We start from the raw sequence: 13,140 nt of genomic DNA, 5'->3' as shown, positions 1-13,140 counted from the left end.
TATGAAGACCGCCGATGAGTAGCACTGACAAGATCCTGATCAGCGCCTGCCTGCTGGGGCGGCCGGTTCGCTATAATGGCAAGGGCAAGCGGCTGGACCACGTGCAGGTGGCGCTATGGCGCGAAGCCGGCCGGCTGGTGGCCATCTGTCCCGAGCTCAGCGGCGGCTTTGCTGTGCCGCGGCCGCCGGCCGAAATCGCCAATGGCGGTTCGGGCGAAGCGGTGCTGGCGGGCGCGGGCCGCGTGGTGGACAATACCGGCGCTGATGTGACCGGCCAGTTCATCGCCGGCGCCGAGGCGGCCCTTGCCTTGGCGCGCCAGCATGACTGCCGCTTTGCGCTGTTGATCGATGGCAGCCCATCTTGCGGCAGTGCGAGCATTTATGATGGCAAGTTCGATGGCGGACGCCACGAAGCGGCCGGGGTAACCGCCGCATTGTTGCGGCAGAACGGGATTGCGGTATTCACCGAGCGCGAGGTCGAGGCGCTGGCGGCGGCTGTGGACGAAGCGGGCTAGGCCGCCCCGAAATTGAGGCGATAGCTCAGCGCTTCGGCGATGTGGGGACGGCTGACCCGTTCCACACCGGCCAGATCGGCCAGCGTCCGCGCCACCTTGAGCACCCGGTGATAGGCGCGCGCCGAGAGGTTGAAGCGTTCGGCCGCCTGCAACAGCAGGGCCTGGCTTTCCCGGTCGGGATTGACCAGCTGCTCGATCAGCGTCGGCCCGGCCGCCGCATTGGTGAAAACCTCAGGCGCGCCGTGCTGGGCAAAGCGTCGCTGCTGGCGCAGCCGCGCCTCGGCAACGCGGGCGGCGACATCGGCCGAACTTTCCGCGGGGGCGGCAGGGGCGATCATGTCGGCGGCGGTGACCGCCGGCACGTCGATGCGGATATCGATGCGATCGAGGAAGGGACCCGAGACGCGCCCCTGATAGTCATCTGCGCAGGCCCGGCCGCGACGGCAGGTATGGCCGGGCGTGCCAGCAAGGCCGCATTTGCACGGATTCATCGCCGCGATCAGCTGCACGCGGCTGGGATAGCTGACCCGGGCATTGGCCCGGGCGATGACGGTTTCGCCCGATTCCAGCGGCTGGCGCAAGCTATCGAGCACGCTGGGCGCGAATTCGGGCAACTCGTCCAGGAACAGCACGCCATTATGCGCCAGGCTCACCTCGCCGGGGCGCACCCGCAGGCCACCACCCACCAGCGCGGCCATCGAGGCGGAGTGATGCGGCGCGCGGAACGGCCGCCGGTCGGACAGGGCGCCACCCACCAGCTCCCCCGCGATCGACTGAATCATCGAGATATCAAGCAGTTCGCGCGGATTGAGCGGCGGCAGGATCGAGGGCAGGCGGGCCGCCAGCATGGATTTTCCGGCGCCGGGTGGCCCCACCATCAGCATATTGTGGCCACCGGCCGCCGCCACTTCGAGCGCGCGCCGGGCGACTAATTGCCCGCGTACCTCGCTGAGATCGGGCAGGCGGGCCTGCGTTTCATGGCGGCGCGCCACCGGGCGGGCGGCCAGTTGATGGCCCGTCAGGTGATTGACCAGAGCCAGCAGGCTTTCGGCGGCGACGATATTGAGCCCTTCTCCGGCCCAGGCGGCCTCGGATCCCGAGCGCTCGGCGCAGATCAGGCCGAGGTCGCGCCCCTGCGCGGCGATGGCGGCCAGCAGGATGCCGCCGACATGGGCCAGCCGCCCATCCAGCCCCAGCTCGCCCAGCGCCAGATAGCCATCGAGCGCGTCCTGCGGAATGGCGCCGATAGCCGCCATGATGCCCAGCGCGATGGGCAGATCGTAATGGCTACCCTCCTTGGGCAGGTCGGCCGGCGCCAGATTGACGGTGATGCGCTTGGGCGGCAGGCCGAGCCCCGAAGCAACGAGGGCAGCGCGGACCCGCTCGCCGGATTCCTTGACCGCCTTGTCGGGCAGGCCGACCAGAATGAACTGCGGCATGCCCGGCGCGATCTGTACCTGCACATCGACAGGCACCGCATCAATGCCCTGAAACGCCACCGTCGCAACGCGCGTGACCATTGCCCCAACCCCAAGCCCGCACCGAGACTAACAAATAGATCCGCGACGAACAAGAACGTAAAGCGAACGCAATACGGCGCGTTAACCACGCTGATTGCCACAAAGGTAAACCTAATCTGGCGTTAACCCGCTCATGTTGAATCAAAGGCTCAATTTCGTCTTGCGTAGAGTCTTGCCCGATGCGTCTCAGCCGGCCTTTTCCCTCGTTTTCTGCGATCGCAAAGGGCACCGCTACGGCCATGCTCGCGGCCCTTCTGGTCGCCTGCTCGTCGGGGGGAGGGCTGTATGGCCCCATTCAGGGCGACAATCGCCCCCATTCGGGCGTTGACCGCGCCCGTGGCATGCCGATCCAGGGGATCGACGTGGCGCGTTACCAGGAAAATGTCGACTTCAACACCGCCCGCGCCGCCGGCACGCATTTCGTCTTCATGAAGGCGACCGAGGGCAAGGACTATATCGACCCCAATTTCCGGGTGAACTGGGAGCGGGCGCGCGATGCCGGCATGCCGCGCGGCGCCTATCACTTCATGACCTGGTGCTCGCTGGCTTCCGAACAGGCGGCCTGGTTCGTGCAGAACGTGCCCAATGATCCCTCGGCGCTGCCGCCCGTGCTCGATCTGGAGTGGAACAACCATTCGAGCTGCAAGACCAAGCCGAACCGCGCCGATGCGCTGGAAAAGATCCGCGTCATGCTCGAGGCGATGGAACGCCATACCGGCAAGCTGCCGATCATCTATACCGACATGAACTTCCACCGCGACATTCTGGAAGGCGAGTACTTCCCCAACGCCTTCTGGCTGCGCTCGACCGCCGCCGAGCCGCACCAGCGCTACAAGAACCGCACCTGGACCTTCTGGCAGTGGACGCAGACCGGCGTGGTCCGGGGCGTGCGCGGGGAAGTCGACCGCAACGCCTTCTACGGCAACCAGAATGACTGGCTGACCTTCCTGTCGACCGGGTGCGATCCGCGCGCTATTGCCTCGCTGGCGCCGACCGGCCGCTGCCAGTTTGCCAAATAGGCGGGGCTAGCGGTTGCGCCACATCCGGTTGGCTGGGTAGTCCACCGGTTCGGCATCCGCCTCGGGCTGGAACATCACCGCATCGACGGTGATGGCCCCCTGGGCGGAGTCATAGTCGTAATCCTGCCGTTCGCGCATGCCGAGCAAGGCAAGCCCGGGCAGCGAGCGCAGCGACACGGTCTGCCCGATCACCTCGCGGGCCGCACCCAGCACCAGCTTGTGCTCGAGCCAGGGGCCGTCGCCGATCCGGTAGCGCACCTGGCTGTTCATCGTCACCAAGCCCCGCTCGATCTCGTCGGGCGCCACGATGTCGGAATGCACCAGCTTGTGCCGCAGCAGATCAAAATAGCCGCGTTCACCCGACGGTCGCGCCAAAGCCAGTCCGCGCAGGATGGCATAGTCGCGATCAGTAGTGATGAACTGGGCAGGCGTCGGCATGGATGCGTCCTCGAATTCAGGGGGTGAACAGGGTGGGCGTCGCGCATGCGCGATCGCGACGCCCGGCAGCGTTACGGCTTGCTGACGGCGAGCGCTTCGAGAATGCGGGCCCGGTCTTCGAGGGCGCGCAGGCGCAGCGTCATGGTCTCGGTCTTGATCGGGGTCTGCGGCGGCAGGCGGTATTCCAGGCCGGGCAGGGCGGAATCGGCCCAGGCGGTGAAACGGTTGAGCTTGTGGCTGCCGCTGATCGGGATGGTGAGGGCATACTTGAAGGTCATAGAACTTATCCAGGCAAGTGCATCGCCGCAGCTGACGCCCGGACGGACGGCAGGATACGGACGATGACAAACGCCCCGCTCTCGCGGGGTCAGGGATCAATAGGGAATGAAGTGCTTATCCTGGCCCGGCCCTTGCGACACGCAGGTGGCCGAACCAGGTCAAACGCCTCGGAGGAGGCGAACCCGGTGATGCAGGCGATACTGGAAATCATGTGCGCGCATGGCACCATCAAAGCAGAACCCGCCGGAAAGTCAAATCAGCGGGAACCCCTCGCGCCCGCTTGTCAGCGATTCGGGGCAGGTTTAGCCTTCGATCACAGCGGGCGCCGTGCCCGCGTCGTGGAGGTTGAGATGGCCAAAGGTCAGATGCGCAGCAACAAAGAGCCCAAGAAGCCAAAGAAAGACAAGCTGGCGGCCGCCAAGCCGGTCACCGGCCTGGGCGCGGGAAGCGCGGGCAATACCGCCAAGAAATAGGCTTCGCTTCGATTGGTTTGGGGCGGCTGGCGCAGGCTGGCCGCCTTTTGCATGGCGCAGCGGCTAGTGGCCGCTCTGCATGGGCAGCAGGATTTCCGAGCGCGCGGCCGTGGTATTGGTGGAGCTGGCCGCCAGCATGGCCAGGATCATCAGGGAAATTAGGGTCGCAACGCGCATCAGAATCGGTCCTCGACAGAGGGAATGGCCTCTGAATGCGCCGACTGGCCCTCTGGGTCAATGCCTGCGTTAAGCTTTGATTAACGATAAAATTCAGCGCAAATGCGGCAGACCGTCAGAGGCCGCCGCTCAGCAGACCCGATGCCTTGACGCCATCGAAGACGAACTGCACCGCCAGCGCCGCCAAGAGGATACCGACCACGCGCGACACCACCGCAAGGCCGGTGACCCCGAGCAGGCGCTGCACCGGAATGGCGACCAGAAGCGTCAGCCAGGCCAGGAACAGGATCACCACGATGGCGAACAGCACGGTCCAGAATTCGAGGTCGTTATTGGCGCCGGTGGTGAGCAGGATCACCGCGCTGATGGCGCCGGGGCCGGCCAGCAGCGGCATGGCCAGCGGGAACACCGCAATATCGTCGCGCGAGCGGGCTTCGACTTCTTCCTCATTGGTGATGTCGGTGCCGCCGGAATGGCGGGCAAACACCATGTCCATGGCGATCAGGAACAGCAGCAGCCCGCCCGCCGTGCGCAGGGCCGGGATGGTGATACCAAAGACTTCCAGGATCGGGCTACCGAGCAGGGCGAACAGCAGCAGGATGACACCAGCGATGATGACGCCGCGGGTGGCGAAGGCGAAGCGCTGCTTTGGCGAATGATGCTTGGTCAGCGCCGCGAAGATGAAGGCGATGTCGGCCACGCCCACGGTGGCGAACAGGGTGGCAAAGGCCACGAAAAACATCGTAGTGGGCATGAAGCTGATTTCCCCGGAGACCCGCAAGACCTAGCGGTTTCTGCAGGATTTGCCCACCCCCTGCGCTTCAACGGGGGCCTGCAGCAGGATCAGACCAGCCGGGCCGCCACGGCAAACCCGATCAGGGCCGCGACGCCCAGCCCATCGAGCCAGCGCTGGCCCGGCTCGGCCCAGCGGGGGCGCTTTCGGGTGGTGGGCAGCAGGCGCACCACCCACAGCCCGCCATAGGCGATCCAGCACAGGTAAAACCCGACCAGCAGCAGGTCGGCCAAGGCATTGTTGTTGAACCCAACCATCAGGCGGGTGGCAAAGCCACCCACCACCAGGAAGATGAGATAGCCGAGCGCGACCAGTGCCGAATTGAACCAATAGGCCTTGCCCAGCATGGCATTGCGCTTCTGAAGGCGCTTCCAGATGAACCAGCCGATGGCCGCGAGCACTGTCGCGACGAGGATATACATCAGGCGCGGCGCTTTTCGATGGCGTCCCAGATCATCACGGCAATGTCGGGACCGCCGAAGCGCTTGATCTCGCGAATGCCGGTGGGCGAGGTGACGTTGATCTCGGTGAGGTAGTCGCCGATGACGTCGATGCCGACAAAGATCATGCCGCGCTCCTTGAGCGCCGGCGCGATCGCCGCGCAGATCTCCAGTTCGCGCTCGGTGAGCGGGGAGAGTTCGGGGCGGCCGCCGACATGCATATTGGAGCGCGCTTCGCCTTCGGCCGGAATGCGGTTGAGGCCGGCCACCGGCTCGCCATCGATGATGATGATCCGCTTGTCGCCCTTGCGCACGTCGGGCAGGTATTTCTGGATCATGAAGGGTTCGCGATAATTGCTCTCGAACAGTTCGAGCAGGCTGGCGAGGTTATGGTCGCCTTCCTGGATGAAGAACACGCCTGCGCCGCCATTGCCGTAGAGCGGCTTGACGATGATGTTGCCGTGCTCTTTGCGGAAATCGTAGATCATCTGGCGATCGCGCGTCACCAGGGTGGGCGGCATCAGCTCGGGGAAGTCGGTAACGAGGATCTTTTCGGGCGCATTGCGCACGGCGGCCGGAGGATTGACCACCAGGGTCTTGGGATGCAGCCGCTCCAGCATGTGGGTGAGGGTGATGTAGTTCATGTCGAAGGGAGGATCCTGGCGCATATGGATCACGTCCTGGGTGGAGAGGTCCACCCGGCGCTCTTCGCCCAGCGCGAAATGCTCGCCCTTGGGCTTGTCGAACACGGTGATCGGCGCCGCCAGGGCCGAGACGACATTGTCGCGCAGGGCCAGCGTATCGGGCGTATAGTGCAGCAGCTCATGGCCACGCGCCTGGGCCTCGAGCATCATGGCGAAGGTGGAATCGCCGCGCGGATTGATGGTGGCGACATGGTCCATCTGGACCGCGACTTTGAGCTTCATGTTGGCCCTTTTGATCTGGTGGAGCGCGACCGGATTGTTACCGGGTTACGTCGAAGGCGTTGATGACATGGCGCGGCCATCGGCCGGGTGCAAGGAAAATCACGTCGAAGCGCATCGCGGTGCCCGCCTTGCCGGGGTGGCGGGACAGCCAATACTGCGCCGCGCGGGAGATGCGGCTGCGGTTTACCGCCTCGAGCGTTTCGGCTTCGCTGGCGGCGCGGCTGCGCGCCTTCACCTCGACAAACACCGTGGCGCCCCAGCGCTCGGCGATCAGGTCGATCTCGCCAACCGGGGTTTTGTAGCGGCGTGCGACGATGCGGTAGAGCTTGAGCCGCAACAGCCAGCCGGCCAGCGCCTCGCCGCGCTGGCCGCCGAGATAGGCTGCGATGCGGGCCTTACTTTTCGGCCTTGAGGGCGAGGGCGGCATCATAGACTTCCTTGCGCTTGAGGCCGAACCGCTCGCTCACCGCATCGACCGCAGCGCGCAGCGGCTGGTCGGCCATGGCGGCGAGCAGGGCGGCCTGCCAGTCGGCGGCGTCGGGCGCGCTGGGCTCGGCGGCCCCGGCCACCACGATCACCGCCTCGCCCTTGGTTTCACTATCGGCAAATTCGGCGGCCAGCGCGGGCAGCGTGCCGCGATGCACCCGCTCGAAGCGCTTGGTGAGTTCCAGCGCCACAGCCGCCTGCCGCTCGCCCCAGGCTTCGGCCATGGCGGCAAGCGTATCGTCGAGCCGGCGCGGGCTCTCGTAAAACACCAAAGTTTCACGTGAATCCCTCAGCGCCTTGAGGGCGTTGGAGCGGGCGCCGGCCTTGGGCGGCAGGAAGCCATGGAAGGCGAAGGCATCGGTGGGCAGGCCCGCCACCACCAGAGCCGAAAGCAGCGCCGAAGCGCCGGGAATGGGAAAGACCGGCTGGCCCGCTTCGGCAAGGGCCCGAATCAGGGGAAAGCCCGGATCGGAGAGGAGGGGCGTTCCGGCATCGGAAATCAGCGCAATGGCCTGGCCCGCGGCGACACGATTGACGATGTCCTCGGCCTTGGCGCGCTCATTGTGCTCATGCAGCGCCACCCGGCGGCCCTTGATGCCGTAGTGATCGAGCAGGCGGGCGGATTGGCGCGTATCCTCGCACAGCACCACCGAGGCGGCGGCCAGCGTCTCCAGCGCGCGAATCGTGATGTCGCGCAGGTTGCCGATCGGGGTGGCGACGACATAGAGGCCGGGCGCCAGCGTTGGCGCGGTAAAGGCCGTGCCGGCAATGAAATAACCCGTATTGGAGTCCGACATGCGCATTCCGGAGGTTGAGAATTGGTTAAGCAATTGCTGGCAGATGTTAACAGACTGCTAGCTTTGAGAGGCCGAAAATGCGGATTTTCGGAAATATCGGCCATGGCATAGCACGCGCCGCGGGCGTGGCGCTGCTGGTTTTGCTGTCTGCCTGTTCGCCGCTCCAGATCGGCTCGCGCACGCTGGACTTTGGCGGCCCGGTCGGGCCGTCCGGCCAAGGCGGCCAGATGATCCCCAACCAGACCCCGGGCATGCTGCAGCCGAGCGGGCCCAGCCAGAGCTTTGGGCGCGGGCCGGTCAAGGTGGCGCTGCTGCTGCCGCTGAGCGGGGAGCTGGCCAGTGTCGGCCAGTCGCTCGCCAATGCCAGCAAGCTGGCCATCGCCTTCATCGAGGCCAATCCCAATATTGCCGAGAATATCACCATCACCCTGCGCGACACCGGCCCAAGCGTTGGTGGCGCGACCGCAGCGGCCAGTGCGGCCGTCAGCGAGGGCGCCAAGCTGATCCTGGGGCCATTGCGCGCCGACCAAGTAGTGGCCGCCGGTTCGGTGGCTCGGGCTGCCGGAGTGCCGCTGGTGGCCTTCTCCAACAATCCGACTGCGGCTAGTCCGGGCGTCTATCTGCTCAGCGTGCTGCCGGAAATGGAAATGAAACGCTCGCTGCGCTGGATCAAGGCGCAGGGGCGCAGGGGCATTGCCGGCGTCTTTCCGGCGACCGAATATGGGCAGGCGATGGAAACCGCCTTCCGCCAGCAGGCCATTGCCGCCGGGTTCTCGCCGCAGGCGGTCTATACGTTCTCCAATGCCGGGGAGGCGCAAGGAATCGTCAACCAGGCGCTGCCCGACATCAAGAAGGGCATGATCGATACGCTGTTCCTGCCCGAACGCGCCAGCGCGCCGAGCTTCGGTGCCCTGCTCGCACAGGCGGGCGTCACCGGGGAGATGGTGCAGGTCGTCGGCTCCGCTGACTGGGAGGGCGATCCGGCGATCGCTGGCTCCACCGCACTGGCCGGGGCAATCTACCCCACGGTCGATCCGGCGGGGATGGCGGCGATTGCGGGTGACTATCAGCGCCAGTTCGGCGGTCAGCCCCATGCGCTCGCGACCATCGCCTATACGGCGACGATACTCGCCAACGTCAACACGCTCTCGATGGCCAGCCCGCCCTACAACCCAACGCTGATGACCAGCGCCCAGGGCTTCAACGGCCGCGACGGGGTGTTCCGCTTCCTCGGCAACGGCCGCAGCGAATATGCACTGGCGCTGAAGCGCCTCGCACCGGGCGGGGCCCAGGTGATCGAGCCGGCGGGGCTTTAGGGGCAGCCTTAGGCCGCCAGGTCCGCCACCACGGCATCGAGCACCGGAAAACCCTTGTCGGTGACGCGGATATTGCCGTTGGGCAGGGTCTCGACAAACCCATAGCCCTTGAGCGCGTCGATCTGGAGGGCGGAGATCTTGCGGCCGGAAATGGCGGTGAAGCGGGCCGGGGAAATGCCTTCCTTGAGGCGCAGGCCCATGACGAGGAACTCGTCGCCCTGTTCTTCCCAGGTCAGCACGTCATCGACCACCATGCCATGGCCCTGCGCCACGACCTTCTTCTGCCATTCGAAGGGCAGCTTTTCGGCGGCGGTGGCGTGGCGCTGGTTGTTGATCATCAGCCGCCCGTGGGCGCCCGGACCGATGCCGGCATATTCGCCATAGCGCCAGTAGAGCATGTTATGACGGCTTTCCTGGCCTGGGCGGGCGTGGTTGGAAATCTCGTAGGCCGGCATGCCGGCCTCGGCCGTCAGCTCCTGGGTCATCTCGTAGAAGTCGGCGCCCAGATCTTCGCCCGGCAGCTTGAGCTTGCCGGCCTGCTGCAGGTCGAAGTAGCGCGTGCCCTGCTCGATGGTGAGCTGGTAGAGGCTGATATGGCCCTTGGCGAGCCAGAGCGCTTCCTTGAGCTCGTCTTCCCAGTCATGCAGGGTCTGCTTGGGGCGTGCATAGATCAGATCGAAGCTCGAGCGCTCGAACACCGACTGGGCGATGCGCACGGCGGAAATGGCCTCGTCGACCGTGTGGCGACGGCCCAGCTCGGCCAGCGGCCCCTCGCGCAGCGACTGCACGCCGAGCGAGACGCGATTGACCCCGGCTGCGCGATAGCCCTTGAAGCGGTCGACCTCGACGCTGGTCGGATTGGCTTCCAGCGTGATTTCGGCGTTGGAATCCATCGTCCAGTTCTTGGCGATGGCATCGAGAATGCGGCCGGTGGAGGTCGGATTCATCAGCGAGGGCGTGCCGCCACCAAAAAAGATCGACTGCACGCGCCGGCCGGGCGTCAGCGCGGCAGCATTGGCGATCTCGCGCTCATAGGCGGCGATATAGTCGATCTCGTCAAACGGCCCGCGATGAACGTGGGAGTTGAAATCGCAATAGGGGCATTTGGCCGCGCAGAAGGGCCAATGCACGTAAACGCCGAACATGTCATTCGGGTTATTGCTCAATCTGGCCCTCGACGAATTTGGCAAAGGAGCGCGCGCGGTGGCTCAGGCCGGTTTGGCCGGGAGCCCAGGAATGCTTCATTTCCGGCGGCATCTGGCCGAACGTGATGTCATAGCCATCGGGCATGAAGACGGGATCGTAGCCATGGCCCTGGGTGCCGCGCGGCGGCCAGACCAGGGTGCCCTCGCAGCGGCCCTCATAGATCACGTCGCGACCATCGGGATGGGCAAGGCAGAGCGTCGCATAGAACGAGGCCTTGCGCTGGCCGGGCGAGGTGGCGTTGGCTGCCTGCAGGGCATCTTCCACGCGCTTCATGGCGTGGTTGAAATCGCGCGGCACGCCAGCCCAGTCGGCCGTGTAGACGCCGGGATCGCCGTTGAGCGCATCGACGCACAGGCCAGAATCATCGCTCAGCGCCAGCATGCCCGAGCCCTTGGCGGCGGCATGCGCCTTGATGCGGGCATTCTCGGCAAAGCTGGTGCCGGTTTCTTCCGGCTCGGGCAGGCCGAGGTCACCGGCCGAAACCAGTTCGAGCCCGAAATGCTCGAACAGTTCCTGGAATTCCTTGAGCTTGCCGGCATTGTGGGTTGCCAGCACCAGGCGGTCGCCTTCACGCAGTTTCGGGATCATTTGGCGCTCCGCGGATCAATGTCGAGGGCCCGCACGATGTCGTTCCAGATGGCGCAATCGGGCGCGGGCGGCGCCAGTTCGACGGCAGCCAGACGCTGCGCCGGGCGGGCATCGGTGTCCTTCACGATGCCCTGCTGGGCGTCGTCAACAACGGGAACTTTCTTGCCGAAGAACTTCATGCCGCCAGCGCCGCCTGTTGCAGCAGAGTCAGCTCGCCAATGCCCTGCTCGGCCAGCGTCATCAGGCTGTTGAGCTCATCGCGGCTGAACGGCACCTGTTCGGCCGTGCCCTGGATTTCGACGAACTTGCCCGAGCCGGTCATCACAAAATTGGCATCGGTATGGGCTTCGACATCTTCGAGATAATCGAGGTCGAGCACCGGGGTGCCGCGATAGATGCCGCAGGACACCGCAGCGACCGAATCGCGCAGCGCCTTGCCCTTGGTCAGCTTGCGCTCGTCCATCCAGCGGATGGCATCGGCCAGCGCGATATAGGCGCCGGTGATCGAGGCGGTGCGGGTGCCGCCATCGGCCTCCAGCACGTCGCAGTCGACGGTGATCTGGTTTTCGCCGAGCAGTTGCATGTCGACCACCGCACGCAGCGAGCGGCCGATCAGGCGCTGGATTTCCTGGGTACGGCCGGTCTGCTTGCCGGCCGTGGCCTCACGGCGGGTACGGCTGCCGGTGGCGCGGGGCAGCATGCCATATTCGGCGGTGACCCAGCCCTGGCCCTTGCCGCGCAGCCAGCCGGGCAGGCTGGTTTCAACCGAGGCGGTGACCAGCACCTTGGTATTGCCAAACGAGACGAGGCACGAGCCCTCCGCCTTCTGGGCGACATTGCGCTCGATGGTTACCGCGCGCATCTGATGGGGCTCACGTCCGGACGGCCGCATGGGGATTCCACTAAAAATTGCAGTTAACCCGCTCTTAACCCTATGCGCCCCGCCTCACAAGACACGGACGCTTGGCGGGAAGCAGCAATGCGCTTAAATGAGGCCACACGGTTAAAGCGGACGATTTTATCGAAATCCTCATGGTCAAGCCTCCCGAAGACTTTCTGAGCGTGCTGAACGCCCGCAGCCAGGACATCTTTCGCAAGATCGTCGACCGATATCTTGAGACCGGCTCGCCCGTGGGCTCGCGCGATTTGAGCCGTATGCTGCAGGTAGGGCTGTCGCCCGCCTCGGTGCGCAATGTGATGGCGGACCTCGAAGACCTCGGCCTGATCGCGGCGCCCCATACCTCGGCCGGCCGCGCGCCGACCCAGGAAGGCCTGCGCTTCTTTGTCGATGCCATGCTCGAAGTGGGCGCCATCAACGAGAGCGAGCGCAGCCAGATCGCCCATTCCATCGAAGGCCAGCAAAGTGGCCTCGTAGAAGACGTGCTGACCGAAGCCAGCCAGCTGCTGAGCGGGCTCAGCCAGGGGGCAGGGGTGGTGATTGCCACCAAGAGCGACATGGTGCTGCGCCATATCGAGTTCGTGCGGCTCGACGCCACCCGCGCCATGGCGATCATCGTCGGCCAGGACGGGCAGCTGGAAAACCGCATCATGGATATTCCGCCCGGGCTGACCGCGGCGGCGCTGACCCAGGCGGGCAATTACCTGGCGCGGCACGTGGTGGGCCGCACCATTGCCGAGGCCCGCAAGACGCTGTCCGAACAGCGCGCCGAGCAGCGGGCGGAGCTGGACGAACTGACGCAAAAGCTGGTGGATGCCGGGATCGCCACGCTCGCCCAGGCCTCGCCGGCCAGCCAGCCGACGGTGATCGTGCGCGGCCGGGCCAACCTCATCAACGACACGATGGCCTCGGATGAATTGCTGCGCATGCGGCAGCTGTTCGATGAGCTGGAAAGCAAGGATGGGCTGCTCGAGCTGCTCGGCGACGCCGAAAAGGCGCAGGGCGTGCGCATCTTCATCGGCTCGGAAAACAAGCTGTTTTCCCTCTCGGGCTCCTCGGTGATCCTGTCCCCCTACAAGGACGCCAATGACAAGGTGGTGGGGGTGCTGGGGGTGATCGGGCCGACCCGGCTCAACTATGCCCGCATCGTGCCGGTGGTGGACTATACGGCCAACGTGATCACCGCCATGATGGCGCGCAAACGCCCGTGATTGCTGGTGCACTTTGTCCCGGCAACAGAGCAAGGCTTGAAATAGCCATCGTATTGGC

At 65.4% G+C, this 13,140-nt stretch carries 17 protein-coding genes; 5 read left to right on the top strand and 12 right to left on the bottom strand.

Annotation, left to right across the window (positions count from 1 at the left end; all coding sequences use genetic code 11):
- The first annotated feature begins 14 nt into the window (after positions 1–14).
- Positions 15–515, top strand: coding sequence for a 2-thiouracil desulfurase family protein (locus ACZ5WT_RS06050; protein WP_464286482.1), 501 nt, complete (start codon positions 15–17; stop codon positions 513–515).
- On the opposite strand, the gene ACZ5WT_RS06045 is transcribed toward ACZ5WT_RS06050, so the two are convergent.
- Complete coding sequence (locus ACZ5WT_RS06045) at positions 512–2,035, bottom strand: YifB family Mg chelatase-like AAA ATPase (protein WP_464286481.1); 1,524 nt, start codon at positions 2,033–2,035, stop codon at positions 512–514. The genes ACZ5WT_RS06050 and ACZ5WT_RS06045 overlap by 4 nt on opposite strands.
- 239 nt (positions 2,036–2,274) lie before the next feature.
- Between ACZ5WT_RS06045 and ACZ5WT_RS06040 the strand changes: the two genes are divergently transcribed.
- Positions 2,275–3,054 (top strand): glycoside hydrolase family 25 protein, encoded by a 780-nt coding sequence (locus tag ACZ5WT_RS06040; RefSeq protein ID WP_464286480.1) that lies wholly within the window; start codon positions 2,275–2,277, stop codon positions 3,052–3,054.
- 6 nt (positions 3,055–3,060) lie between these two features.
- On the opposite strand, the gene ACZ5WT_RS06035 is transcribed toward ACZ5WT_RS06040, so the two are convergent.
- Together ACZ5WT_RS06035 and ACZ5WT_RS06030 are read right to left on the bottom strand one after the other, a co-directional pair.
- Positions 3,061–3,492: a hypothetical protein gene (locus tag ACZ5WT_RS06035; RefSeq protein WP_464286479.1), complete on the bottom strand. Its 432-nt coding sequence runs from the start codon at positions 3,490–3,492 to the stop codon at positions 3,061–3,063.
- 71 nt (positions 3,493–3,563) lie between these two features.
- Positions 3,564–3,770: a hypothetical protein gene (locus tag ACZ5WT_RS06030; protein ID WP_464286478.1), complete on the bottom strand. Its 207-nt coding sequence runs from the start codon at positions 3,768–3,770 to the stop codon at positions 3,564–3,566.
- Between the two features lie 189 nt (positions 3,771–3,959).
- Between ACZ5WT_RS06030 and ACZ5WT_RS06025 the strand changes: the two genes are divergently transcribed.
- On the top strand, positions 3,960–4,244 hold the full coding sequence (locus tag ACZ5WT_RS06025) for a hypothetical protein (RefSeq protein WP_464286477.1): 285 nt from the start codon (positions 3,960–3,962) through the stop codon (positions 4,242–4,244).
- Positions 4,245–4,536: 292 nt separating this feature from the next.
- On the opposite strand, the gene ACZ5WT_RS06020 is transcribed toward ACZ5WT_RS06025, so the two are convergent.
- From ACZ5WT_RS06020 to rsmI, 5 genes are all read right to left on the bottom strand, one after another.
- The gene (locus ACZ5WT_RS06020; RefSeq protein WP_464286476.1) at positions 4,537–5,175 is read right to left on the bottom strand and encodes a MarC family protein; all 639 of its coding nucleotides are present in this window, start codon (positions 5,173–5,175) and stop codon (positions 4,537–4,539) included.
- Between the two features lie 89 nt (positions 5,176–5,264).
- A complete protein-coding gene (locus ACZ5WT_RS06015) occupies positions 5,265–5,636 on the bottom strand; it encodes a hypothetical protein (RefSeq protein WP_464286475.1) in 372 nt (123 codons plus the stop codon).
- On the bottom strand, positions 5,636–6,580 hold the full coding sequence (gshB, locus tag ACZ5WT_RS06010; protein ID WP_464286474.1) for a glutathione synthase: 945 nt from the start codon (positions 6,578–6,580) through the stop codon (positions 5,636–5,638). Before gshB ends, ACZ5WT_RS06015 begins: the two co-directional genes overlap by 1 nt.
- A 37-nt stretch (positions 6,581–6,617) precedes the next feature.
- Positions 6,618–7,007, bottom strand: coding sequence for a YraN family protein (locus ACZ5WT_RS06005; protein ID WP_464286473.1), 390 nt, complete (start codon positions 7,005–7,007; stop codon positions 6,618–6,620).
- Positions 6,976–7,863 (bottom strand): 16S rRNA (cytidine(1402)-2'-O)-methyltransferase, encoded by an 888-nt coding sequence (gene rsmI / locus ACZ5WT_RS06000; RefSeq protein ID WP_464286472.1) that lies wholly within the window; start codon positions 7,861–7,863, stop codon positions 6,976–6,978. Before rsmI ends, ACZ5WT_RS06005 begins: the two co-directional genes overlap by 32 nt.
- A 77-nt stretch (positions 7,864–7,940) precedes the next feature.
- On the opposite strand from rsmI, the gene ACZ5WT_RS05995 reads away from it, so the two are divergent.
- Positions 7,941–9,179, top strand: a complete 1,239-nt coding sequence (locus ACZ5WT_RS05995) for a penicillin-binding protein activator (RefSeq protein ID WP_464286471.1) — start codon at positions 7,941–7,943, stop codon at positions 9,177–9,179.
- Between the two features lie 8 nt (positions 9,180–9,187).
- Here the strand turns inward: ACZ5WT_RS05995 and hemW are convergent, their stop codons facing one another.
- From hemW to rph, 4 genes are read right to left on the bottom strand one after another with little or no spacing between them, the layout of a single operon-like run.
- Positions 9,188–10,345 (bottom strand): radical SAM family heme chaperone HemW, encoded by a 1,158-nt coding sequence (hemW, locus tag ACZ5WT_RS05990; RefSeq protein ID WP_464286470.1) that lies wholly within the window; start codon positions 10,343–10,345, stop codon positions 9,188–9,190.
- Positions 10,335–10,973 carry a non-canonical purine NTP pyrophosphatase gene (locus ACZ5WT_RS05985; protein WP_464286469.1) on the bottom strand — a complete coding sequence of 213 codons (639 nt, stop codon included), beginning with the start codon at positions 10,971–10,973 and terminating at the stop codon, positions 10,335–10,337. Before ACZ5WT_RS05985 ends, hemW begins: the two co-directional genes overlap by 11 nt.
- Positions 10,970–11,152: a hypothetical protein gene (locus ACZ5WT_RS05980; RefSeq protein WP_464286468.1), complete on the bottom strand. Its 183-nt coding sequence runs from the start codon at positions 11,150–11,152 to the stop codon at positions 10,970–10,972. The genes ACZ5WT_RS05985 and ACZ5WT_RS05980 overlap by 4 nt, the downstream gene beginning before the upstream one ends.
- Complete coding sequence (gene rph, locus ACZ5WT_RS05975) at positions 11,149–11,865, bottom strand: ribonuclease PH (RefSeq protein ID WP_464286467.1); 717 nt, start codon at positions 11,863–11,865, stop codon at positions 11,149–11,151. Before rph ends, ACZ5WT_RS05980 begins: the two co-directional genes overlap by 4 nt.
- Positions 11,866–12,005: 140 nt before the next feature.
- On the opposite strand from rph, the gene hrcA reads away from it, so the two are divergent.
- The gene (hrcA, locus tag ACZ5WT_RS05970; protein ID WP_464286466.1) at positions 12,006–13,082 is read left to right on the top strand and encodes a heat-inducible transcriptional repressor HrcA; all 1,077 of its coding nucleotides are present in this window, start codon (positions 12,006–12,008) and stop codon (positions 13,080–13,082) included.
- The last annotated feature ends 58 nt before the right edge of the window (positions 13,083–13,140 follow it).

This window comes from Devosia sp. T2-14, from assembly GCF_055397495.1.
This window is presented reverse-complemented; position numbering and strand designations above follow the sequence as displayed.

Coding starts and splice junctions, on each gene's coding strand:
- ACZ5WT_RS06050 (WP_464286482.1), top strand. CDS start 15: ATGAGTAGCACTGACAAGATCCTGATCAGCGCCTGCCTGCTGGGGCGG.
- ACZ5WT_RS06045 (WP_464286481.1), bottom strand. CDS start 2,035: ATGGTCACGCGCGTTGCGACGGTGGCGTTTCAGGGCATTGATGCGGTG.
- ACZ5WT_RS06040 (WP_464286480.1), top strand. CDS start 2,275: ATGCTCGCGGCCCTTCTGGTCGCCTGCTCGTCGGGGGGAGGGCTGTAT.
- ACZ5WT_RS06035 (WP_464286479.1), bottom strand. CDS start 3,492: ATGCCGACGCCTGCCCAGTTCATCACTACTGATCGCGACTATGCCATC.
- ACZ5WT_RS06030 (WP_464286478.1), bottom strand. CDS start 3,770: ATGACCTTCAAGTATGCCCTCACCATCCCGATCAGCGGCAGCCACAAG.
- ACZ5WT_RS06025 (WP_464286477.1), top strand. CDS start 3,960: ATGCAGGCGATACTGGAAATCATGTGCGCGCATGGCACCATCAAAGCA.
- ACZ5WT_RS06020 (WP_464286476.1), bottom strand. CDS start 5,175: ATGCCCACTACGATGTTTTTCGTGGCCTTTGCCACCCTGTTCGCCACC.
- ACZ5WT_RS06015 (WP_464286475.1), bottom strand. CDS start 5,636: ATGTATATCCTCGTCGCGACAGTGCTCGCGGCCATCGGCTGGTTCATC.
- gshB (WP_464286474.1), bottom strand. CDS start 6,580: ATGAAGCTCAAAGTCGCGGTCCAGATGGACCATGTCGCCACCATCAAT.
- ACZ5WT_RS06005 (WP_464286473.1), bottom strand. CDS start 7,007: ATGCCGCCCTCGCCCTCAAGGCCGAAAAGTAAGGCCCGCATCGCAGCC.
- rsmI (WP_464286472.1), bottom strand. CDS start 7,863: ATGTCGGACTCCAATACGGGTTATTTCATTGCCGGCACGGCCTTTACC.
- ACZ5WT_RS05995 (WP_464286471.1), top strand. CDS start 7,941: ATGCGGATTTTCGGAAATATCGGCCATGGCATAGCACGCGCCGCGGGC.
- ACZ5WT_RS05985 (WP_464286469.1), bottom strand. CDS start 10,973: ATGATCCCGAAACTGCGTGAAGGCGACCGCCTGGTGCTGGCAACCCAC.
- ACZ5WT_RS05980 (WP_464286468.1), bottom strand. CDS start 11,152: ATGAAGTTCTTCGGCAAGAAAGTTCCCGTTGTTGACGACGCCCAGCAG.
- rph (WP_464286467.1), bottom strand. CDS start 11,865: ATGCGGCCGTCCGGACGTGAGCCCCATCAGATGCGCGCGGTAACCATC.
- hrcA (WP_464286466.1), top strand. CDS start 12,006: ATGGTCAAGCCTCCCGAAGACTTTCTGAGCGTGCTGAACGCCCGCAGC.